The following is a 21402-nucleotide window of genomic DNA, read 5'->3' as shown; positions in this document are numbered from 1 at the left end:
CGTTGCTTCTTCCTTCCAAAAATACAAATATTAATTTTCCTATTCCGTTTTTTTGAGGATTAAGGCAGGTATTAATGATACCAGAAAACTAAGTATAATGCTGCCTACAAGGCCAATAGCAATCTGGATAAACGGAGAAGAAAACTTTTCGGCCATTTCCATTTGCGCATCAATTTGCTGAGATGAAAGTCCGGCTACCTCCAATTGCTGACGCTGGTATTCCATGGCTTTAGTCATCGTTTCAGGGTCGATAAAGTTGATCAGGACCTGATTAAAAAGAACACCAATGACGGCGCCAATAAGGCCAATTCCCACACCAATCTTCAGGGCCTGCCCAAAACTCATATAGCCATTATTGGCTTTTTTGAATTGAATCATTCCCAGTACAATAAATGCAAGCGTGATTAAAATGCTCACTAACATTACGGCAATACCCCCTTGATAATGCATATCCAGAGAAAAGAGCATGAGAGAGAAGACTACTGATACTACCCCCAGAAAGACTCCGAAGTTTAAAGCGAATTTGCCTGTTTTAGGTTGATTTTGTTCCATTTTTTATTCGTTATTACGATTTTTTAAATATTAGACCACCTACTAATCCGATTACCAGGCCAATGATTACGTTTAAAATAAGGATGACCGGGTAAGAAAACCAGAAGTAATTGAGGGTTCCTTCGTATTGTTGCTCTATCTGAGCAGCTGTCATCACTCCAGCCTCCTGTGCCGCGGCCCTGTTATTTTCAGCAATTGTGGTAACAAATTCCGGATCCAGGACATTGGCGAGAACCATCATATAGATAACATAAATTACGCCTGATATTAGTGAGATTAAGATTCCCAATTTTATAGCTTGTCCAATTGATAACAAACCTCCATTAGCCTTTTTAAAATTAAATATTCCCCACAATGTAACAGCTACAGCTATGGCTATTCCAATTATCTGACTGGTACTATCCTGGCTCGTATGCGCATCAACGAAGAAGAGCATAAGGGCAAAAACCACGCTGATTCCTCCGAGGATCAAGCCGTAATTAAGGGAGAACTTCCCGATTTTAGGTTGATTTTGTTCCATTTTGTTGTTCAGTTTTACGTTAATTAATTTGTTAGTGGTTGTTTAAAGCTAAATGTTACAAATTCAAGATACAATATTTAAGATGGAATTTTGAAAATCTTGTTATGGAATGCTAAAAAAAATAATTACATTTGCAGCCTGAAAAAAGAATACCCCTAAGACGATGAGAAAAGGTATACATCCGGAAAATTACAGATTAGTAGCATTTAAGGACATGTCTAACGAGGACGTGTTTATCACAAAATCGACCGCTGAAACAAAAGAGACCCTCGAAGTAGAAGGAGTCGAATATCCGCTTATCAAGTTGGAGATCTCAAGAACCTCACATCCTTTCTACACTGGGAAAGCCAAGTTGGTGGATACTGCAGGTAGGATTGACAAGTTCAAAAACAAATATCAGAAATTTAAGAAGTAAGACTTTTTATCCTCCCGAATCGTCTGGATTTGCGGAGAACAATATAATCCAACGCCTCCGATTTATATCGGGGGCGTTATTTTTTTACTTTTGGGTAAAATTAGGAATACATGAATTACGTATTGTTCGACAGTGAGGTAAGGATTTCTTTACTTCCCTTTACCTTTACCAGGCCCGTTGGGGAAATCAGGATGGGGATTCTCACCTTACGCGAAAAGTGGGAAGATCACCTTAATGTCGCTGTTTCCTACAAAACGGAACCCTATCTGGAGACCAAATATCCACTTGAACTCGGAGAAGACAACTTATTTATCGATCCCTCTTTTTTACCCACCTCTCAAGTAGTGACCGAAATTCAGGCCCTCAAGCCTGAAACCGCTCTTTATTATGCCACCGAATTGGTGGCCTATCGTTCGGCAAAACCTAAAACAAAAGAAGAAATAGGGAGTCTCAACCGGCAGGAGTCCACTCAGGATCTCATCAGGATACAAAACACCTGGGATATATTCTCGAAGAATGGTATTGCCTTGCATCAAGATTACGAGCGGGTTACTCAGGGTAGAAAGAGTGCTCCAATTCCTGCATCGAACAGGGTGATCTGCCCGGAAAATATTTTCCTTGAAAAAGGTGCTAAAGTAGAACACAGTATTCTCAATGCAACCGAAGGACCCATTTACCTGGGGAAGGATTCTGAAGTCATGGAAGGAAATATGATCCGTGGGGGATTTGCGCTATGCGAACGCGGCGTTGTAAAAATGGGAGCCAAGATCTACGGTCCAACAACGGTGGGGCCCCATGGCAAGGTGTGTGGAGAAATCAACAATTCGGTGATCTTTGGTTATTCCAGTAAGGGCCACGATGGATATCTGGGAAATTCCGTCCTGGGAGAATGGTGTAATATTGGGGCCGATTCCAATAATTCGAACCTGAAAAACAATTACGCCAAAGTCCGACTTTGGAACTACGCTTCGGAACGATTTGACCAAACCGGACTGCAGTTTTGTGGTCTTATGATGGGGGATCACAGTAAAACAGCAATCAACACCATGTTTAACACAGGAACGGTGATAGGTGTGAATTGTAACATTTACGTACCGGGTTTCCCCAGAAATTTTATCCCCAGCTTTAGTTGGGGAGGAGCCAGCGGTTTTTCAACATATCACACCCGGAAGGCCTTTGAAGCCGCTGAGGTTATGATGGCCAGAAGGGGTAAGGTCTTTGATGAAAAAGAAGCGGCCATTCTCGAACACGTTTTTGAAATCACCAAAAAGTGGCGGAAGTATTAGGCATTTTCTCGCAGTACACCCTTCATTTTTAAGACCGAAGACAAAGCAGTATCTTTGCAGCCCGTTGATCAGGAACGAATCCATGAAAAACAAAGTAGCTTTTTATACCCTGGGATGTAAACTCAATTACTCTGAGACCTCTACCATTGCAAGGAGTTTCTCAAATTCTGGGTACGAACATGTAGAATTTGAAGAGAGGGCCGATATCTATGTAATTAATACCTGTTCAGTGACCGAGAATGCGGATAAACGCTTTAAGACCATTGTCAGAAAAGCTCAGAAGATCAATCCGGAAGCCTTTTTAATTGCCATTGGATGCTACGCCCAGCTTAAGCCTGAAGAATTAGCGTCCGTTGACGGAGTAGACTTAGTCCTGGGAGCAACGGAGAAATTCAAGATTACGGATTATCTGAACGACCTGAGTAAGAATGAATTCGGGGAGGTTCATTCCTGTGAGATTCAGGAAGCAGATTTTTATGTGGGCAGCTATTCTCTGGGAGACAGAACCCGGGCTTTCCTCAAAGTACAGGACGGTTGCGATTACAAATGCACTTATTGTACCATTCCCTTGGCACGGGGGATATCGCGTAGCGACAAGCTGGAAAACGTCCTTGATAATGCCAGGCAGATCGCTGGGCAGGGTGTGCGGGAAATTGTGCTTACCGGGGTCAATATAGGAGACTACGGAAAGGGAGAATTCGGAAATAAGAAACACGAACATACCTTTTACGAATTGGTTCAGGCGCTGGACAAGGTTGAAGGGGTAGATCGATTGCGAATATCTTCCATTGAACCCAATCTTTTAAAAGATGAGACCATCCGTTTCGTAGCTGATTCCAGAACCTTTGTCCCTCATTTTCACATCCCTTTGCAAAGTGGAAGCAATGAGGTCTTAAAAAGAATGCGTCGGAGGTATATGCGTGAATTATATGTAGATCGCGTATCGAAAATAAAAGGCTTAATGCCCGATGCCTGTATCGGGGTAGATGTTATTGTAGGATTCCCCGGCGAAACCGAAGAACAATTTTTGGAAACCTATCACTTCCTCAACGATCTGGACATCTCCTACTTACATGTTTTTACCTATTCCGAAAGGGCAAATACCGAAGCCGCTAAAATGCCAGATCCGGTGCCACAAAAAATCAAACAAAAACGGAGTAAGATGCTCAGGGGCTTATCTGTAAAAAAGCGAAGGGCTTTTTATGAGAGTCAGATAGGAAACACCAAAACGGTGTTGTTCGAAGGAGAAAATAAAGAAGGCTATATCCACGGGTTTACTGAGAACTACGTAAAAGTAAGAGCACCCTGGGATCCTTCGCTCTGTAATACGCTTCAGGAAGTTAAACTCGAGGAGATAGATGAAGGGGGTATGGTTCGATTTAATTTTGTTTCAGAAAAAATAGAGGCATAAAAAAACCTCCCATTCGGGAGGTCTATAGCTTTTTAGATCCTGATGCCAACCGGCAACATTTCTTTGTATTGCCTATTCTTTCTTAAGAAGCCTGCTATTTGCGGACTTGTAGGGACAACCCTAAGATTTTGATCTTGTATATGGTGAAGAACTGATTTAATGAATTCTTCCTTAAATCCTTCGGCGGTAATTTCCTCAGGGATGACCAGTTTGGTAAGAAACACTTTTCGTTCCTGAGAAGAATACTCGATCTTAGCCAAATGACCATCAACCTTAGTTTCGAACTGACGCAAGAAACTATTGTCATTAATTACTAATTGATTCATATAGTTAGTTTTAATTTTGGTTTCAGACAAAAAAATTACGATTGAATCGTAATCTTAAATTTCCCAATTGTGACTTTTTAAATAAAAAAAGAAATAAGCTTGATATTATGTTGAATGATTTACAAAAGTAGTGAAAAAAATGCTAATTTCCTAAATAAAACGACGGTTCAGGCGAGATGAGACAAAAGAAGATACATGTTTATTTAATGCCTGGTATGGCCGCTAACAGTGCTATCTTCAAGAATATCAGACTACCACAGGATCAATTTGAGATCCATCGCTTGGATTGGTTTGTTCCGGATAAAGGGATGACCCTGGAGGCATACGCCCGGAAAATGAATACGTTAATCGTTCATGAAAACCCCGTCCTTATCGGGGTATCTTTTGGAGGGATGCTCATTCAGGAAATGGCAAAGCATATTCCCGTCAGAAAATTAATTATTATTTCCAGCGTGAAACAACGTTCGGAAATGCCTAAAAGACTCATCTTCGCAAATTATACCCGACTCCATAAAATCCTTCCTACCGGGATGGTAAACAACCTGGACGTCCTGGCCAAGTTTGCCTTCGGTGAAACGGTGACGCAACGACTCGAATTGTACAAAGAATACCTCGCTGTGAAAGACAAGTACTACCTCGATTGGTCAATAGATCAGATTGTGAAATGGAAACAGACAGAACACCATCCGGACATAGTTCATATTCACGGTGATAAGGATATTGTTTTTCCGTTTCAGTATATAAAAGGTTGTATTCCAGTTAAAAACGGTACCCATACCATGATCATTCACAGATATAAATGGTTCAATGAACGTTTACCGACAATTATTTTGGATTAAGGGAGTTCTTATTTATACCTTTGAGTACCTTTCAAAAAACAAAGCGATGAAAATCTTAAAAAATATTCTAATGGTATTCGGCGTGATCTTTATCGGGAGCACCCTGATATTTGCCGTGCAACAGGGTCATTTAATGTCCGAACCCGATAGGCAGGATGTGACAGTTGATCAGACAGACAAAAGCGTCGCAGATGAATACCGGATAACATCGATTGAAATTCCTGATGATCTCAATTTTGCCGGGGAAAAAGTTCCTCAGAAAGATCCTGAAATTATGGAGAGGGTAGACAGGGAATTCCTTGTCAATACCTACTGGCAGTCCAACGCTGTTCTCCTAATGAAAAGGGCAAACAAGTACTTCCCTATTATTGAGCCTATTCTCGCAAAAAACGGTATCCCGGATGATTTTAAATATCTGGCCGTTGCAGAGAGCGGTTTGCAGAATGTAGTCTCGCCGGCCGGTGCTGCAGGTTTTTGGCAGATAATGAAGGCCACCGGGAAAGAATATGGGCTAGAAGTAAATTCCAATGTCGATGAGCGGTACAACTTAGCTTTGGCCACGCAACTTGCCTGTGAATACCTGAAAAAGAATAAGGAAAAATTCGGAAGCTGGACCTTAGCAGCTGCATCCTATAATGCGGGGGCAGGAGCTATCAATAAGTACATGGGGATACAACAGGCCACTGATTACTACGACCTTCTATTAGGGCAGGAGACCGGGCGTTATGTTTTCAGAATTATGGCGATTAAAGAAATTTTATCTCATCCGGAAAAATACGGATTTGAAATATCTGAAGAAGATCTATACGCTACTGTTCCTACCTTTACTGTAGAAGTTGACAAGCCCGTGGAGGACTTCGCCACCTTCGCCAAAGAATATGAGATCAACTATAAAATCCTGAAAAGGCATAATCCCTGGCTAAGGGAGCCTCATCTAAACAATGCTTCAGGGAAGAAATATGTAATTGAAATACCTCATAAAGGGTATTACACTTCAGCGAAGTAAATCAGCATTTGTATTAACTCCCGCTCAGGATCTTTTTGAGCGTTAGATCTTTTTCATCTGTTGCTGCATCATTTTAATCTGCTCGGTAAGCATATTGTTCTTATCGAGCTTTTTTGCTTCCTGTAACAAGGTGGTAGCTTCTCTTTTTCTTCTTTTTTGCATTGCGATTCCCGCAAGGCTCAATTTGGCCATGGCAACATCGTAATCCATGTTCAACCCCAACTTCAGAGCCTTCTTAAAGTATTTTTCTGCCTGGGTCAGGTTTTTTTGAGAATAAATAATGCCGTACAAATAGTTGTAATATCCTTGTTGTTTGGTTGTCAAAGCAGCCTCAGGATTCTTAATTCGCTCCAGCCACTTTTCTGTTCCATCCATATCCTGTTTTCGCATTCTCAGAAAAGCCAAGAGGATCATCTCGTTCCTGAAATAGAGAAATACAAAGATTAGGGAGAGCAGGATGAGAAATATACCATTTCCGATATATCCTTCTACAAATTGATAAATGGCATAGGCCACGATCAGAGCCGTTATGACTAGTTTGATATTTTTATTGAACATATTATTATTGAATTAATTCGTAAGTGACTAAAGATGAAATTGTAGTGGGGATCTTTTGTCCGTCCATTTGCGCCAGGGTAGAATATCCCTCCGAAAATCCTTCCACCTTCATATTGAGAATAAAACCCGATTTAAGATCTGTGGTTATTAGGGTATTTTGAGTGCCATCGAGCACCATAGAGGTTGCAGGTTCGTCTATTTTCATCTTTACCTTTGCCTTTCCACTGATGATGGCTTTATCACCATCAAGTGAATCGAGATGCCATAAGTTTTCTGCATTTAATTCACCTGAATAATTATTCTCCCATTGATCTCCAACAATCACCTCCTTCTCAGGATAAATAAAGGTCATCTGTTTATAGCTATCTGACAGGGCCTCAGAGCCGAATTCATTCTTCAGTGAAGATGATAGCATATTTACGGCAAAGGCTTCCTTTAGGCCCGATGCTCTGACCATCCCTGCCACCAGACTGTCACCACCTTTTACTTCCAGTATATCTCCGTTATTCCTCATTACTATATGTACGGGATTGTTAAGCAGACTATGAAAAATCCTCGACTGAACATTTTCCGGATCGAGTTGTGAGGCTTGTACATCTAAAAGAACACCCTGCATACTTGATGTCATCTTCATAAGCAAGTCCTTTATAACGATGTCTATAGCATAGGTATCCTCCAATTTGGCGGTCACCTTGAATTCCAAAATACCTTTGATATCGTTGGTAATTTCATGTGAAGCCCCATCCAGCTCCTGAGTAATGTCTTGCCTGGCGACTTGCTTTAGCCTGAAGACATCACCTTCCTTAAGATTATATTGAAGTTTATCCTGTGCGTTTCCAAAAACGAAAATCCAGAAGAAAAGCACTAGAAAAAATAATTTTTTTGCCCCCATTTGTCAACATCTCTAAGATGCGGCAAAAGTACTAAAAACTATCCTAAATATTTTTCAAATCGATTTGGCAAAGAAAAAACTCTTCGTATATTTGCGCCCAGAATTTGAAAAGTAGACAGGGTAAAATTTAACCCGGTCACAAATTTAAAAAAGCATGAAAAGAACATATCAGCCGTCTAAACGCAAGCGCAGGAACAAACATGGATTCAGGGAGCGTATGGCTTCAGCCAACGGAAGAAAGGTTCTTGCTAGAAGGAGATCTAAGGGAAGAAGAAAATTATCCGTATCCTCTGAGCCCCGTCACAAAAAATAAATGATTGAAAATCAACAATATAAAGGTGTTACTTTTTTAAAGTAGCACCTTTTTTTTGCTCGATTGTCACCTAAATTTAATTCAAAGAATAACAGTATTATGCCGAAAAGAGAAGATCTCAAATCAATATTGATCATTGGTTCCGGTCCTATTATCATAGGACAGGCTTGCGAGTTTGATTATTCAGGGTCACAGGCCCTTCGATCACTCCGGGAAGATGGGATAGAGACCATCCTTATTAACAGCAACCCTGCTACCATTATGACAGATCCTTCGATGGCTGATCATATCTATCTTCTTCCGCTGACTACAAAATCAATCATAGAGATTCTTAAGAAGCATCCCAATATTGACGCAGTACTTCCTACTATGGGAGGACAAACGGCACTCAACCTTTGCATTGAGGCAGGGGAGAAAGGGATTTGGGAAGATTTCAATGTGGAAATTATCGGAGTAGACATCGATGCAATCAATATTACAGAGGACCGGGAGAAATTCCGCAAGCTGATGTTGGAAATAGGGATTGGAATGGCACCACAGTCTACCGCTACCTCCTTCCTCAAGGGAAAAGAAATTGCACAGGAATTTGGATTTCCTCTTGTGATCAGAGCTTCGTATACCCTGGGAGGCGCCGGGGCATCGATAGTGCACAAGCCGGAAGATTTTGACGAATTACTGAGTAGGGGACTCGAGATCTCCCCCATCCATGAGGTGATGATTGACAAGGCCTTGATGGGCTGGAAAGAATACGAACTGGAATTACTCAGGGATCACAATGACAACGTGGTTATCATTTGTACCATTGAAAACATGGATCCCATGGGTATTCACACCGGTGATTCCATAACTGTTGCTCCGGCGATGACCTTATCAGATCGTACTTTCCAGCGAATGAGGGACATGGCTATTAAAATGATGCGGAGTATAGGAGATTTTGCGGGAGGATGTAACGTGCAGTTTGCTGTTAGCCCTGACGAAAAAGAAGATATCATCGCTATTGAGATCAACCCAAGGGTGTCCAGGTCCTCTGCCCTGGCATCAAAGGCTACGGGTTACCCAATTGCCAAGGTTGCTGCCAAACTGGCCATGGGATACACCCTGGACGAATTGGAGAACCAAATTACGAAATCAACTTCGGCCCTTTTTGAACCTACCCTGGATTACGTGATCGTGAAGATACCACGATGGAACTTTGACAAATTTGAGGGCTCCGACCGATCCCTCGGACTGCAGATGAAGTCTGTTGGAGAAGTAATGGGAATCGGACGTTCCTTCCAGGAGGCCCTTCACAAGGCCACCCAATCACTTGAGATCAAACGAAATGGACTTGGAGCCGACGGAAAAGGCTACACTAATTACGACCAGATAATCAGCAAACTCACCATCCCGAGTTGGGATCGTGTCTTTGTTATCTATGATGCAATACAACTGGGGATACCTCTGAGTAGGATTCACGAGATTACTAAAATCGACATGTGGTTCCTCAAGCAATACGAAGAATTGCACCACCTGGAAATGGAGATTTCCAAATTTACCGTTGAAAGCCTGCCCAAGGAGCTGCTATTGGAAGCTAAGCAAAAAGGCTTTGCTGACAGGCAGATCGCACATATGCTCGATTGTTATGAAAGTGAAGTGCATAAGAAGAGAAGTGAACTTGGGATAAACAGGGTTTACAAGCTGGTGGATACTTGTGCTGCCGAGTTTAAGGCGATGACACCCTATTACTATTCCACCTTTGAAGAAGAAGTGGAAACGCCTGACGGAAAGCGTTATGTCACCAATGACAGCGAAGTCACCGACAGGAAGAAAATTGTGGTTCTGGGATCGGGACCCAATCGAATCGGGCAGGGTATTGAGTTCGATTATTGCTGTGTACATGGCGTTTTGGCAGCTGCAGAGTGCGGTTATGAAACCATCATGATCAATTGTAATCCGGAAACAGTTTCAACCGACTTTGATACGGCAGATAAGCTCTATTTTGAGCCTGTATTCTGGGAACACATTTACGATATCATTCTTCACGAAAAGCCGGTAGGAGTGATCGTACAACTCGGAGGACAAACAGCCCTGAAGCTCGCAGAAAAACTCGATAAATACGGGATCAAGATTATGGGGACCAGTTTTAAATCCCTTGATCTCGCCGAAGATCGCGGTAGTTTTTCACGACTCCTGAAGAAGAACAATATCCCTTACCCGCAGTTTGGAGTGGCCGAAAGTGCAGATGAGGCCCTGGAGCTGTCCAAAGAACTCAAATTTCCACTCTTGGTCAGGCCATCATATGTGCTCGGGGGCAAGGGATGAAGATTGTGATCAACAAGGAAGAACTCGAAGAACATGTGGTAGATCTGTTGCATAAAATCCCCAATAATAAATTGCTGTTAGATCATTATCTCGATGGAGCGATTGAGGCAGAAGCCGATGCAATCTCAGACGGGAAAGACGTTTATATTATTGGGATCATGGAGCACATAGAACCCTGTGGGATTCATTCGGGCGATTCCAATGCAACTCTGCCTCCTTTTAACCTGGGAGAATTTGTGATGCAGCAAATAAAGGATCACACCCGAAAGATTGCCCTTGCCTTAAATACGGTGGGCCTGATCAACATCCAATTTGCGATTAAAGACGATATGGTTTATATCATAGAAGCGAATCCAAGGGCATCGAGAACGGTTCCCTTTATTTCAAAAGCCTATGGTGAACCTTATGTCAATTACGCAGCTAAGATCATGCTGGGTGAAAAGAAGTTGAAGGACTTTAAATTTAACCCTCATCTCGAAGGCTTCGCGATAAAACAACCTGTGTTCTCATTCAACAAATTTCCAAATGTCAATAAGAATCTCGGTCCTGAAATGAAAAGTACAGGAGAAAGTATTCTATTTATTGACAGTCTTAAGGACGATGAGTTTTACGACTTGTATACCCGGAGGAAGATGTACCTGAGCAAGTAAAACAGGCTTGGAAATAATAGTAAATCTATGTTTGGTTGAGCTGTGCAGAAACACTTACCTGTACTTCTTTTCCAACCTTCATAAATAGGATTTTGGGCACTTTTATTTTATAATCCTCGGTCTTAGCGATAAATTCGGTCCTGAGGTTTAGGGTATCCTCTTCCCGACTGATACTCACTTCTGTTACTACGGGCCTGGTGACTCCGTGAAGCGTGAGCTCCCCTCTCAATATAAAAGAATGAGACTCGGCAGTTAATTTATCAAGGCTAAAGGAGTCGATTTTACCAGTAAAATAAGCTTTGGGATATTTATCAGATTCAACGTAATTCTCATTAAAATGCTCCTGCATTAATTTCCTTTTAAAGTCAAACTCCTTAACCAGAAGTAAAACAGCTATTTCACCGTCATCTCTGAGGATAAGGTTGACTTTCTCATTAATGGCGTAAATATCTTCCAGGGGAGTGGAAGCATCAAATTGTATCTCCCCCATTTCAGTTCGGAAAGTTTGTTGGGCAAAGAGCTGGCAGGACCAAAAAATTAAAATAAAAACGAAATATTTCTTCATTCCGGAAATCCTTGATTTGCCCATTCTGCAATTAACTCACGTGCACTAAGAGGCATAAGACCGTCCGGAGGCATGGGATTGGTGGTACTGTTAATACGCGATAATAGATTTCTATTCTCTATCGCACTTTTCACCAAACTAAGTGATGTTAAGGACATTGGCGCATTATTAGTTGGGGGATTACTATGGCAAGATAGGCAGTTTCCCTGAATTATAGGGCGAATGTCATTTTGGTAACTGAGTGCAGTAGAGTTGGGATCTTCATTATTTGTATCTTCTGTTCCCATACCTTCAGAATTATCGCTCTTTGAACAAGCGATGACCAAAAAGTACAATCCCAATAGCAATCCGATTTTTATAGTTTTCATGGCTTTAGGTTTTTTACTAATTGATATTCAGATACTTACTAGTGAGATGCGATATGTAGATCTTGGTTGCGTAAATACTTTTTTATGGATAGAATTCTAATTATGTGCCTTCGTTGTAAGGTCTGGAATGGGAAATAATTTGTAAGTTTAATAAGAAAAGGATCACTCTAAATTTTAGACTCAACCACTTTAGCTCTTTGCCATGAAAAAAAAATATCTATTTGTTTGTCTGTTGCTGTTTCCTTTCTTGCTGATCTCACAAAACAGTCTTCTTTCTTCCATTGATAAAACCGATTCCACCGGAACTGTCGAAGCCGCTTTTAAGGGTTTAAAAATTGTCAATTTTGAATCCACTAAAATGGTGAATGAAAGGGAATTCTACTTTATTGTTTTTCACCGTTTTGGGAGTATAAGAACCGGTTTGGATGGGTTTTTTGGCCTCGATTTTGCCAATACGCGCCTGCATTTTATTTACGGCTTTAGCGATAGTTTTAATCTCTCTATAGCCAGGAGCTCTTTCAATAAGACTTATGATGTATCCGGAAAGTACCGATTTGTACAACAGGATGACAACTTTCCGGTGACCGTGGTGGGATACAGCCAGCTTGCCTTTAATACATTGTTGGATGAACCGGTACTGCAACGAGAGGTAAGACTTGGAGATCGGACTTCTTTTACACAGCAAATTCTGATCAGTAGAAAATTAAGTGAAAACGTCTCAGTGCAACTTATGCCCACTTACTTTTACGAAGGGTATGTTCCCTACGCCCCCCAGGATAATTCTCAGTTTGCTTTAGGGGTAGGAGGCAGGGTAAAACTCTCACAACGATTTAGTCTTAATCTCGACTATGGCTTACATCTAAACCGGGCAGACGGTTCTCCTTTTGTAAACCCACTTTCCATAGGAGTAGATATCGAAACAGGGGGTCACGTGTTTCAATTGCATTTTACAAATGCGCAACCCACATTTGAAAGCGGCTACTTAGGAAACGCAATAGGCGACTGGGGCAATGGGGATATCTATTTCGGATTTAATCTCAGTCGGGTGTTTTAATTTTTACGCTTTCCTCATCAACTTTCCCATTCCGTGTGGAAGGTGCCTGTCCTATCGGTGCGTTCGTAGGTATGAGAACCGAAGAAATCGCGCTGCGCCTGAATAAGATTCAGGGGTAAACGTCCGGAAGTATAGGCATCAAAGTAGGTGAGCGAATTTGACAAGCCGGGAAGTGGAATTCCATTTTCAGCCCCGTAGGAAACCAATTCCCGAACAGATTGAATGGTTGCCTTGATCTCTTCTGAAAACGAAGGATCGAGCAACAAGTTGGGTAGGTCGGGCCGTGATTGATAGGCTTTGGTGATATCGGCAAGTAATCTTGCCCTGATAATGCAACCCGCTCTCCAGATCTTTGCAATGGTACCCAGATTGAGGTCGTATTCGTATTCCTTTGAAGCTTCAGATAATTGGTGCAAGCCCTGGGCATAGGTTACGATAAAAGAAAAATACAGGGCCTCTTCGGCCATTTTGGTCAATTTCTTCTTTTCAATACGTTTTGGCTCAGGCCTTCCGTATATTTTATCTGCAGCAATACGATCGTTTTTTAAAGCGGATATTTCGCGCATACTCACGGCAATGTCAATACTTGGGACAGGAATTCCGAGATCCATGGCATTCTGAGAAGTCCATTTGCCTGTGCCTTTTTGTTTGGCCTTGTCTAGTATTTTATCGACGAGCTCACCAGGCCCGTACTCATCCTCCTTTTTGAGAATTTCGGCGGTGATCTCTACCAAAAAGGATTGAAGTCTGTCTTTATTCCACGAATCAAAAGCGAGATGCATTTCCTTGTTCGACATATCCCCGGCCTTGCCGAGCAGGTCGTAAATCTCAGAGGTAAGCTGCATTAAACCGTATTCTATTCCATTGTGGACCATTTTAACGTAATTTCCTGCCGATTTAGGTCCGAGGTAGGCTACGCAAGGCTCTCCTTTGTATTTGGCAGACACAGCCTCAAAAATGGGCTTTACTTCTTTGTAAGCCTCACGTGAACCACCGGGCATGATGCTGGGTCCTTTTCGAGCCCCTTTAGCTCCTCCGGATACACCTGCGCCAAAAAAATGGATACCTTTTTCTTTGAGATAGGCTTCCCTGCGATCGGTATCCGTAAAGAGAGAATTTCCTCCGTCAATTATGAGATCACCCTCATCTAAATGTGGGAGAAGATTTTCAATTACCTGATCTACTATTTTACCTGCGGGAACTAAAAGCATGATTTTTCTGGGGAGCTGTAAAGCATCTAGAAAAGTTGCCTGATCCGTACTTGCGTCTACTTTGTCCAGATCTCCCCCTTCCTTTTGCAAGGCCTCAACCTTCTCCTTATCCAGGTCAAAACCAAATGCCTTAAAGCCATTATCGGCGACATTCAGAATAAAATTCCTTCCCATTACACCTAGACCTATCAGGCCGAAATCGTAAGTATGTTGAGCCATTTTACTATATTATATATTGTATGAACACTTTTATTTTTGCACTCTGAACCCTCGCTGAGGCAATAAAATTGCCGCCGGAACAGGCTTTGCGATCAAAAGTAATTGAAAATATTAACTTTTAGTGCGTACTTTGGGCTTTTAAAGAAGGTGGGTAACCCCTTCGGAATTTTGATAGAATAATGGATAGAACTGAAAGTCAAATGTTGATCATCTTTGGAGCCTCAGGAGACCTGACGGCCCGTAAATTGATCCCTGCCCTGTACAATCTCCATTGTGGAGGTCACCTTCCTAAGAATTTTCTGGTACTGGGTGTGAGCCGTTCCCCTTTATCCGATAAGGATTTCAGGAATAAGGTAGCTTTAGAAAGCAGTTATCTTGAAGATGAAAATCAAAAAGGCAATTCTGACCATCTTTCAAATTTTTCTGAAAAGTTGTTCTATCACGATATCGGTAATTCATACGAAGATTCGTATGAATCACTGGCAGAAAGGGTTAAAGGATTAAATTCGGAATTTAAGACTGCCTATAATTTTATATTCTATCTTTCTACACCACCCAATATTTATGAGGTGATAGCAAAAAACCTTTCCGAACAGGGGCTTACCCAACAGAAAAAAGGCTGGAAGCGAATGATCGTGGAAAAACCGTTTGGCTATGATCTGGCCTCGGCAAAGGAACTCAACAACAGCCTTCATAAATATTTTAATGAAGAACAGATTTTCCGGATTGATCATTACCTGGGGAAAGAAACGGTGCAAAACCTTCTTGTGACCCGTTTTGCGAACAGCATCTTTGAACCCCTGTGGAACCGGAATTATATCCAGCATGTTGAAATCACCAATGCAGAGAGCGTGGGGGTTGAGAAACGTGGCGGTTATTACGACAGTTCTGGAGCTTTGCGGGATATGTTTCAAAATCATTTACTACAGATTGTGTCACTGGTAGTTATGGAGCCACCTATTGGGGCTAAGGCTGAGGAGATCAGAAATGAAAAGGTGAAGGCCTTAAAATCTCTGAGGATTTTAACAGACCATAAAAGTCTGAATGAAAATACGATCAGGGGTCAGTATTTGTCTGCAGATATCAATGGCGATAAAGTGAAGGGGTATCGAGAAGAGGACGGCGTGAACCCCGATTCTACTACAGAAACATATGTGGCTATTAAGTTTTTTGTGGATAACTGGAGGTGGAAAGATGTTCCTTTTTATGTGCGTACGGCCAAACGTATGCCCACCAAGGTGACGGAAATTGTGATTCATTTTAAACCTCCCCACCATAGGATCTTTACAGATTCGGGGATGTTTAACAAGGACAATAAGCTTATTATCAGGATACAACCCGATGAGGGCATACTAATAAAGTTTGGTGTTAAAGTTCCGGGGCAGGGCTTTAAAGTGGAGAGGGCAAATCTCGACTTTTATTACGACAGCCTAGCAGAAACCAATCTAATGGCAGCCTATGAGCGATTACTTCTCGATGCCATGCAAGGGGATGCTACATTGTACGCCCGGGCTGACGAGGTAGAGGCAGCATGGGAATTTGTAGATCCCATCCTCAATTTTTGGAAAACCAGCAAGGATTCTATGATTTATGGCTATTCTGCAGGCGTATGGGGGCCACAGAATGCTGACGATCTACTGGAAGGGGATAACACCTGGCGAAATCCAGGATCCAATTTGGCGGATGATCCCGGATTCTGTGTCATTAAATAAAAAACATGAAACTCAAGTTATATCAGAATAAGAAGGAGTTAGCAATAAAATTCAGTGCCTTCCTGGCAGATTGGCTGAAGAACAAAAAAAGTGTCCATCTTGCTCTTTCAGGGGGTAGTACCCCAAAGGTCATTTTCGAAGAATTATCCATTCCGGGAAAATACCCAATTGAGTGGAGTGAGGTTTATTTGTATTGGGGAGATGAGCGTTGTGTGCCTCCCGGTGATGAGGAGAGTAATTACAAAATGACTAAAGACTACCTTTTGGAAAACATAGAGATTCCGGAGGAAAATATTCGCCGTATTCACGGGGAAGACGAACCTCAAAAAGAGGCGTCACGCTATGCGCAATTACTTCAGGATAAACTACCCCAAAAGGATGGTGTTCCAGTCTTTGATATGGTCCTTCTTGGGATGGGAGAAGACGGGCACACAGCTTCTATCTTCCCACATGAGATCCATTTGTGGGATTCTCCTTGGAACTGTGAGGTCGCTATTCATCCCGAAACAGGGCAGAAACGGATTACGATCACCGGTAAGATCATCAACCAGAGTAAAAATGTGGTTTTCCTGGTTACAGGGGCAGGGAAAAAGGAAAAAGTATCAGAAATTTTAAAGAAGGAAGGCGATTATATGCAGTATCCTGCCGCCTTGGTAGCTCCTAAACACGGAAATCTGTATTGGTTTATGGATCAGGTAGCCGCACAGGATGTGGCAGACCTCAATTTAGATTCATAGGAGATGGTTCTTCATTAAAATCGTCTTCCTCCGCTCTTTTCAAGATAGAATCGGGAATCGACTTCTTTGCTTTGGCCCCCATTTTTTTAAGTTTCTGGATGCTGGTAATGATATTACCTCTCCCTTCAACTAACTTATTCATAGCGCCACGGTATTCGTTTTTAGCCTCATCCATTTTCTTGCCAACCTTGGTCAGATCGGTTACAAACCCTTCAAATTTGTCATAAAGTGCGCCGGCTTGCCGGGCAATTTCTATGGCATTGCGTTGCTGTTTTTCATTATTCCACATGGTATCTATTGTCCGCAGAGTGGCCAGGAGTGTGGAAGGGGTTACAATCACTATATTCTTTTCAAAGGCATTGTTATAGAGGCTTGCATCCTTGTTTATGGCTGCTGAAAATGCCGTTTCAATGGGAACGAACATAAGTACAAAGTCGGGACTTTCCATATCGTACAGGTCTTCGTATTTCTTAGCCGAGAGTTGATCTACGTGCTTCTTCAGGGAATTGATATGGTCTTTTAGAAACTTGTCCTGTAACTCTTCTTCAGCATTGACAAATCGTTCATAATCTGTAAGTGAAACCTTGGAATCAATAACCATTTTCTTACTATCGGGGAGATTGATAACGACATCTGGTAACACCCTGCTTCCATCTTCCCTGGTAAAACTCTGCTGGACGGTGTATTCCCTGTCTTTTTCAAGGCCCGATTTTTCGAGTACCCTTTCCAGAACCAGTTCGCCCCAATTCCCCTGCATTTTACTATCTCCTTTCAGGGCTTTGGTAAGGTTTTCGGCCTCCTTGGTGATCTTGAGGTTCTGGTTTTGCAGATTGAGTAGCTGTTCCTTTAAAGCTGAATGAATGCTGATATTTTCTTTTTGACTTTCCTCAACTTTTTTCTCGAATAATTGAATCTTCTCCTGCAAGGGATTCAGGATATGTTTTATATTTTTCTGATTCTGCTCTGTAAATTTCAGGCTTTTTTCATCGAGAATCTTGTTTGCAAGATTTTCGAACTCTTTGGTAAATTTTTCTTGCAGCTGTTCTACCTCTTCTTTCTGTTCCCCTAGTTTTTGCCTCAGATTTTCGAGGTCGGCCTCATTTCTTGTAATCTGTTGCGCTAGTCCGGTATTTTCTGTTCTCAACAGCTCTGTTGCAGCCCTTTCGGTCCCCAGGCGCTCTTCCAGCTCTTCCCTGCTGCTCCTGAGCTGACGTTCCCGCTCCTCCAAAGTACTTTGGATCGATTTTCTTTTTAATCGCTCTATGTAATTCCCGAGGAAAAATCCCAGAATCCCTACCAGGAGTGCTACAGCAAGCAAGCTTATCTCAGTACTCATTTCAACTTCATTTTAAAGTAAAGATAGGGGTTCTGACTTAAATTAAACAGGGAAGAAGGCTCAGTTTTTAATCTTAAAAGTCCCTGTTTGGGAATCGAATTGAATCAGATCGGAGGGAAATAGATTTTGAAGATATTTGTTTTCAATATGTTCACAGGGTGTGCCAAAGTGGTATGTAGAGTTATCTAAGATCAGCATCTTATCGCATAGTTGAATGGCCAGGTCAATTTCATGTGTTGTATAGATAACTGTTTTATCAAAATCCCTTGCGATTTGTTTCATTGTTTTTAAAACCTGCACCTTGTGGTACAAATCGAGATGCGTTGTTGGTTCATCGAGCATCATTATGGGAGTATCCTGAGCCAGGGCCCTCGCTATGAGCACCTTCTGTAACTGCCCGTCACTTAATTCGTAACACTTTCTGTGTTTTAGTGATTCCAGTCCGATGGTTCGTATAGAATTTTCCACTGCAATCTTATCCTTTTCGGTAAGGCTACCTAACCAATTGGTATAGGGTTGTCTTCCCAGGGCAATAAGTTCGGAAACCGTCAGGTTCTTTGTCGCGAGGGGTTCTGTAAGTACAAGGCTGAGAGAAGCCGCCAGGCGCTGAGTTGGAATCGACTCCATTTTCTCTCCTTCGATAAGGACATCGCCTGATATTTTTTCCTGAACTCCGCCAATTGTTCTCAGTAAGGTGGATTTCCCAATCCCGTTCGCCCCGATGATAGCCACAAACTCTCCCTGCCCCAAAGAAAAATTCAGATCCTGAGCTATTAAATTGCTCTTGGCTTTCATGGCGCGATAGCCAATACTCAAATTTCGTATTTCGAGGGTTTTTGTCATATGGGAGTTGGGTTGCAATTTAGATACCTGAGGTAAAGTTATGTATTCTATTAATAGAGGATAGACATTTCATCAGTTGGATGATATTTTAAAAAATCATATTTCGCTTTCTCAATAACAGCCAAATAACTATCGGAGCCCCTATAATAGAGGTGATGGCATTGATGGGCAGGACATAGGAAGAAGATGGTAATTGTGCGATAGTATCACAGATCAGGAGCAAAATTCCTCCGTAAAGCATAACACCCGGCACGAGTAGTTTGTGATCCGTTGTGTTAAATAGCTGACGGGTTAGATGAGGTACGGCAAGGCCGATAAAGGCTATGGGACCGGCAAAAGCGGTTACAGATCCGGCTAGTAAGCCTGTGGCAATGATGATCAGATAACGAGACCGGCCAATTCTCACACCCAGGCTTCGGGCGTAATTTTCCCCGAGCAGTAGTGCATTCAAGGACTTGATGGCTGCAATACTCAAAAGGAGTCCGGCACCAATTATAGACGCCAGGATCAAAACCTGACTATTACTTAGGTTTCCTACGGTTCCAAAGGTCCAGAAGATATATTGCTGAAGCTCCTCTGCTTTTGCGAAATAGGATAGGACCGTGACAACAGCCGCGGTGATGCTGGCAAACATCAACCCTATAATCAGAAGGGCCATGGTGTCTTTTACTTTGCGTGCTATGGCCACTACGATGAACAGAACCAAAATACTTCCAAGACTGGAAGCAATGCTTAGAGACAGGTCATTGACAACAGAATAACTCGCTGCGAACAGCCCCCTCCCATAATTAAAAGAGCTGCTCCCAAACTAGCTCCAGAACTAATTCCAAGGACAAATGGTCCGGCCAGTGGATTGCGAAAAAGTGTTTGCATCAAAAGGCCACTTAAGGACAGACCACTGCCGACTAGAATTGCCGTAAAAGCCTTCGGAATCCGATAATTCCAGATGATGTATCCGAAAGAATCGTCCGCATCTTGAAGTCCAAAAAGTTCGTTTAGCGTTGCTGAAAGCGGTATTTCTACCGAGCCAAAGCTAATGTTTACTCCAAAACACAGTACCAGCAGGGCAGCCAGTAAAGCAAACTGATATGGAATCTTTTTTCTCAATTATTGTAAAGGCTTGAAAAAATAGAGAGTATGCCCGGGTAAAACCTCCGGATGAAAGATATGGATTAGGTCTTTCAGGATCAAATCTGGTCTGTTGGGACCCAGCTCAAAAAATGTGAGTCCGCCTGTTTCCCCTTTGCTGAGCGCATAGGTAAATACCTTTTGTTTTTGAAAGGGTTTAAACTGGCCATAATGGCGATTGGCATTTTCCATATCAATATAGCTTGTGAACTGGGAGGGCGAGATCCAAAAATCTGCCCCTGAGGCCTTTGCCAGAACACTTTCCAGACTCAGGGATAAACTCCCAACCTCTTCTGTATTATTCCAAAGATAAGTGGCATTGGCATCGCGGATAAATTGAGCAGCCCAGCTTTTTCCTCCGGGAGCATACCAAACGTCTTTATAAAGGGCCCCACTCATAATACTAGGTTTGAATTCTGCTTTGGAGGCAAGTTCTCTGGCTTCGGCATAGGAATTTGCAATAGAATCAAAAATGCTGTCCGCCTTTTCTTCGAGTTGAAAAAAGGGTGCAAAAAATTTGATCCATTCAGCTTTACCCAGGGGAGTCTGTTCGGTCCAATCCCCATTATACACCACTGGGATGCCCGCCTTTATCAAGGTTTCATACGTTCTGTTTTCTGAAGAAATACTAAAGCCCACTACAAGATCTGGCTGTAGTTGCAGAGTCATTTCTGTATTTATAGATTCGTTATTGCCCAGGTTTACCACTTTACCTTGTGATATTCTCTCTCTGGTAAGTTCAGACGAAATATAATCCGTTCCCGGAAAGCCTATAAGTCGGTTGGCCACCCCAAGGGCCTCAATGGCGGGGATATGCGTTGTTGATGTAAGCACCAGGCGTTCTACAGGGACTGAAACCACCGCATCGTATGCATTCTGTTCAAATGAAGAAGGCAATGAAGCGTCTTTATCCACCAGGGCATAGGTGAAGGGTTTTGTGGCATTGGGCCAGGGTTGGAGTACTTTGATCAGTGTAAGGCCATCTTCGATGTTTTCTACTTCAAATCCTTTCGCATAATGGATAGAAGAGGTGTTTTTCCCAGGAGTTTCTTTTCCTTGTGTAAGGTCCTGTGAGGTTTTTTCCCTGCATCCGCTAAGGAATATTAATACCAAACATAAAAACACTCTCATAAATAGATATCGTTAAGCGCAAAAGTAAG

20 protein-coding genes and 2 pseudogenes are annotated in these 21402 nt (G+C 42.2%); 10 read left to right on the top strand and 12 right to left on the bottom strand.

What is annotated here, in order from left to right; genetic code table 11:
* Window positions 1–39 precede the first annotated feature (39 nt).
* Together EQY75_RS07910 and EQY75_RS07905 are read right to left on the bottom strand one after the other, a co-directional pair.
* Window positions 40–552 (bottom strand): DUF4199 domain-containing protein, encoded by a 513-nt coding sequence (locus tag EQY75_RS07910; protein WP_129604640.1) that lies wholly within the window; start codon window positions 550–552, stop codon window positions 40–42.
* 13 nt (window positions 553–565) lie between these two features.
* Window positions 566–1072 carry a DUF4199 domain-containing protein gene (locus EQY75_RS07905; RefSeq protein ID WP_129604638.1) on the bottom strand — a complete coding sequence of 169 codons (507 nt, stop codon included), beginning with the start codon at window positions 1070–1072 and terminating at the stop codon, window positions 566–568.
* 163 nt (window positions 1073–1235) lie between these two features.
* Between EQY75_RS07905 and EQY75_RS07900 the strand changes: the two genes are divergently transcribed.
* The 3 genes from EQY75_RS07900 to mtaB all read left to right on the top strand — a co-directional run bounded on the left by EQY75_RS07900 (window position 1236) and on the right by mtaB (window position 4184).
* Window positions 1236–1487, top strand: a complete 252-nt coding sequence (locus tag EQY75_RS07900) for a type B 50S ribosomal protein L31 (protein ID WP_129604636.1) — start codon at window positions 1236–1238, stop codon at window positions 1485–1487.
* Between the two features lie 110 nt (window positions 1488–1597).
* Window positions 1598–2773: a GlmU family protein gene (locus EQY75_RS07895; protein WP_129604633.1), complete on the top strand. Its 1176-nt coding sequence runs from the start codon at window positions 1598–1600 to the stop codon at window positions 2771–2773.
* Between the two features lie 82 nt (window positions 2774–2855).
* The gene (gene mtaB / locus EQY75_RS07890; RefSeq protein WP_129604632.1) at window positions 2856–4184 is read left to right on the top strand and encodes a tRNA (N(6)-L-threonylcarbamoyladenosine(37)-C(2))-methylthiotransferase MtaB; all 1329 of its coding nucleotides are present in this window, start codon (window positions 2856–2858) and stop codon (window positions 4182–4184) included.
* A 32-nt stretch (window positions 4185–4216) separates the two neighbouring features.
* Here mtaB and EQY75_RS07885 read toward each other — a convergent pair whose 3' ends face one another.
* Window positions 4217–4510, bottom strand: coding sequence for a GNAT family N-acetyltransferase (locus EQY75_RS07885; protein ID WP_129604630.1), 294 nt, complete (start codon window positions 4508–4510; stop codon window positions 4217–4219).
* Window positions 4511–4686: 176 nt separating this feature from the next.
* Here EQY75_RS07885 and EQY75_RS07880 point away from each other — a divergent pair, with 176 nt between their 5' ends.
* Window positions 4687–5349: an alpha/beta fold hydrolase gene (locus EQY75_RS07880; protein WP_129604629.1), complete on the top strand. Its 663-nt coding sequence runs from the start codon at window positions 4687–4689 to the stop codon at window positions 5347–5349.
* Window positions 5350–5395: 46 nt separating this feature from the next.
* Window positions 5396–6355, top strand: a complete 960-nt coding sequence (locus EQY75_RS07875; protein ID WP_129604626.1) for a lytic transglycosylase domain-containing protein — start codon at window positions 5396–5398, stop codon at window positions 6353–6355.
* Window positions 6356–6397: 42 nt separating this feature from the next.
* On the opposite strand, the gene EQY75_RS07870 is transcribed toward EQY75_RS07875, so the two are convergent.
* Both EQY75_RS07870 and EQY75_RS07865 read right to left on the bottom strand, forming a co-directional pair.
* Window positions 6398–6913, bottom strand: coding sequence for a DUF2892 domain-containing protein (locus tag EQY75_RS07870; protein ID WP_129604624.1), 516 nt, complete (start codon window positions 6911–6913; stop codon window positions 6398–6400).
* A gap of 4 nt (window positions 6914–6917) precedes the next feature.
* A complete protein-coding gene (locus EQY75_RS07865) occupies window positions 6918–7805 on the bottom strand; it encodes a DUF6263 family protein (protein ID WP_129604622.1) in 888 nt (295 codons plus the stop codon).
* A gap of 154 nt (window positions 7806–7959) precedes the next feature.
* On the opposite strand from EQY75_RS07865, the gene rpmH reads away from it, so the two are divergent.
* Window positions 7960–8118 (top strand): 50S ribosomal protein L34, encoded by a 159-nt coding sequence (gene rpmH, locus EQY75_RS07860; RefSeq protein WP_129604620.1) that lies wholly within the window; start codon window positions 7960–7962, stop codon window positions 8116–8118.
* 99 nt (window positions 8119–8217) lie between these two features.
* Window positions 8218–11069 (top strand): annotated as a pseudogene (carB, locus tag EQY75_RS07855) (carbamoyl-phosphate synthase large subunit).
* A gap of 25 nt (window positions 11070–11094) precedes the next feature.
* Here the strand turns inward: carB and EQY75_RS07850 are convergent.
* Complete coding sequence (locus tag EQY75_RS07850) at window positions 11095–11559, bottom strand: YceI family protein (protein WP_165200584.1); 465 nt, start codon at window positions 11557–11559, stop codon at window positions 11095–11097.
* Between the two features lie 71 nt (window positions 11560–11630).
* Window positions 11631–12002 carry a hypothetical protein gene (locus EQY75_RS07845; protein WP_129604615.1) on the bottom strand — a complete coding sequence of 124 codons (372 nt, stop codon included), beginning with the start codon at window positions 12000–12002 and terminating at the stop codon, window positions 11631–11633.
* A 202-nt stretch (window positions 12003–12204) separates the two neighbouring features.
* Here EQY75_RS07845 and EQY75_RS07840 point away from each other — a divergent pair, with 202 nt between their 5' ends.
* Window positions 12205–13056: a DUF5777 family beta-barrel protein gene (locus tag EQY75_RS07840; RefSeq protein WP_129604613.1), complete on the top strand. Its 852-nt coding sequence runs from the start codon at window positions 12205–12207 to the stop codon at window positions 13054–13056.
* Window positions 13057–13073: 17 nt separating this feature from the next.
* Here the strand turns inward: EQY75_RS07840 and gndA are convergent, their stop codons facing one another.
* Complete coding sequence (gene gndA, locus EQY75_RS07835; RefSeq protein WP_129604610.1) at window positions 13074–14486, bottom strand: NADP-dependent phosphogluconate dehydrogenase; 1413 nt, start codon at window positions 14484–14486, stop codon at window positions 13074–13076.
* A gap of 179 nt (window positions 14487–14665) precedes the next feature.
* On the opposite strand from gndA, the gene zwf reads away from it, so the two are divergent.
* Together zwf and pgl are read left to right on the top strand one after the other, a co-directional pair.
* Complete coding sequence (zwf, locus tag EQY75_RS07830; protein WP_129604608.1) at window positions 14666–16198, top strand: glucose-6-phosphate dehydrogenase; 1533 nt, start codon at window positions 14666–14668, stop codon at window positions 16196–16198.
* Window positions 16199–16203: 5 nt separating this feature from the next.
* Entirely contained in the window at window positions 16204–16935 is a 732-nt protein-coding gene (pgl, locus tag EQY75_RS07825; RefSeq protein ID WP_129604605.1) for a 6-phosphogluconolactonase, read from the top strand.
* Here pgl and EQY75_RS07820 read toward each other — a convergent pair.
* The 4 genes and pseudogenes from EQY75_RS07820 to EQY75_RS07805 all read right to left on the bottom strand — a co-directional run bounded on the left by EQY75_RS07820 (window position 16919) and on the right by EQY75_RS07805 (window position 21373).
* Window positions 16919–18271, bottom strand: a complete 1353-nt coding sequence (locus EQY75_RS07820) for a DNA recombination protein RmuC (protein ID WP_129604603.1) — start codon at window positions 18269–18271, stop codon at window positions 16919–16921. The two genes, pgl and EQY75_RS07820, sit on opposite strands and share 17 nt — an antisense overlap.
* A 60-nt stretch (window positions 18272–18331) precedes the next feature.
* Entirely contained in the window at window positions 18332–19114 is a 783-nt protein-coding gene (locus EQY75_RS07815; protein ID WP_129604600.1) for an ABC transporter ATP-binding protein, read from the bottom strand.
* Between the two features lie 88 nt (window positions 19115–19202).
* Window positions 19203–20221: pseudogene (locus EQY75_RS07810) on the bottom strand (FecCD family ABC transporter permease).
* On the bottom strand, window positions 20222–21373 hold the full coding sequence (locus EQY75_RS07805; protein ID WP_129604598.1) for an ABC transporter substrate-binding protein: 1152 nt from the start codon (window positions 21371–21373) through the stop codon (window positions 20222–20224).
* Window positions 21374–21402 lie beyond the last annotated feature (29 nt).

Source organism: Muriicola soli, assembly GCF_004139715.1.
GTDB classification, from domain to species: Bacteria; Bacteroidota; Bacteroidia; order Flavobacteriales; family Flavobacteriaceae; genus Muriicola; species Muriicola soli.
Note: the sequence above shows the minus strand (reverse complement) of the source record. Positions and strands in the feature narration are given on the sequence as shown.

Excerpts from the sequence above, each read along its gene's own strand:
- EQY75_RS07910 (WP_129604640.1), bottom strand. The coding sequence starts at position 552 with ATGGAACAAAATCAACCTAAAACAGGCAAATTCGCTTTAAACTTCGGA.
- EQY75_RS07905 (WP_129604638.1), bottom strand. The coding sequence starts at position 1,072 with ATGGAACAAAATCAACCTAAAATCGGGAAGTTCTCCCTTAATTACGGC.
- EQY75_RS07900 (WP_129604636.1), top strand. The coding sequence starts at position 1,236 with ATGAGAAAAGGTATACATCCGGAAAATTACAGATTAGTAGCATTTAAG.
- EQY75_RS07895 (WP_129604633.1), top strand. The coding sequence starts at position 1,598 with ATGAATTACGTATTGTTCGACAGTGAGGTAAGGATTTCTTTACTTCCC.
- mtaB (WP_129604632.1), top strand. The coding sequence starts at position 2,856 with ATGAAAAACAAAGTAGCTTTTTATACCCTGGGATGTAAACTCAATTAC.
- EQY75_RS07885 (WP_129604630.1), bottom strand. The coding sequence starts at position 4,510 with ATGAATCAATTAGTAATTAATGACAATAGTTTCTTGCGTCAGTTCGAA.
- EQY75_RS07880 (WP_129604629.1), top strand. The coding sequence starts at position 4,687 with ATGAGACAAAAGAAGATACATGTTTATTTAATGCCTGGTATGGCCGCT.
- EQY75_RS07875 (WP_129604626.1), top strand. The coding sequence starts at position 5,396 with ATGAAAATCTTAAAAAATATTCTAATGGTATTCGGCGTGATCTTTATC.
- EQY75_RS07870 (WP_129604624.1), bottom strand. The coding sequence starts at position 6,913 with ATGTTCAATAAAAATATCAAACTAGTCATAACGGCTCTGATCGTGGCC.
- EQY75_RS07865 (WP_129604622.1), bottom strand. The coding sequence starts at position 7,805 with ATGGGGGCAAAAAAATTATTTTTTCTAGTGCTTTTCTTCTGGATTTTC.
- rpmH (WP_129604620.1), top strand. The coding sequence starts at position 7,960 with ATGAAAAGAACATATCAGCCGTCTAAACGCAAGCGCAGGAACAAACAT.
- EQY75_RS07850 (WP_165200584.1), bottom strand. The coding sequence starts at position 11,559 with ATGGGGGAGATACAATTTGATGCTTCCACTCCCCTGGAAGATATTTAC.
- EQY75_RS07845 (WP_129604615.1), bottom strand. The coding sequence starts at position 12,002 with ATGAAAACTATAAAAATCGGATTGCTATTGGGATTGTACTTTTTGGTC.
- EQY75_RS07840 (WP_129604613.1), top strand. The coding sequence starts at position 12,205 with ATGAAAAAAAAATATCTATTTGTTTGTCTGTTGCTGTTTCCTTTCTTG.
- gndA (WP_129604610.1), bottom strand. The coding sequence starts at position 14,486 with ATGGCTCAACATACTTACGATTTCGGCCTGATAGGTCTAGGTGTAATG.
- zwf (WP_129604608.1), top strand. The coding sequence starts at position 14,666 with ATGGATAGAACTGAAAGTCAAATGTTGATCATCTTTGGAGCCTCAGGA.
- pgl (WP_129604605.1), top strand. The coding sequence starts at position 16,204 with ATGAAACTCAAGTTATATCAGAATAAGAAGGAGTTAGCAATAAAATTC.
- EQY75_RS07820 (WP_129604603.1), bottom strand. The coding sequence starts at position 18,271 with ATGAGTACTGAGATAAGCTTGCTTGCTGTAGCACTCCTGGTAGGGATT.
- EQY75_RS07815 (WP_129604600.1), bottom strand. The coding sequence starts at position 19,114 with ATGACAAAAACCCTCGAAATACGAAATTTGAGTATTGGCTATCGCGCC.
- EQY75_RS07805 (WP_129604598.1), bottom strand. The coding sequence starts at position 21,373 with ATGAGAGTGTTTTTATGTTTGGTATTAATATTCCTTAGCGGATGCAGG.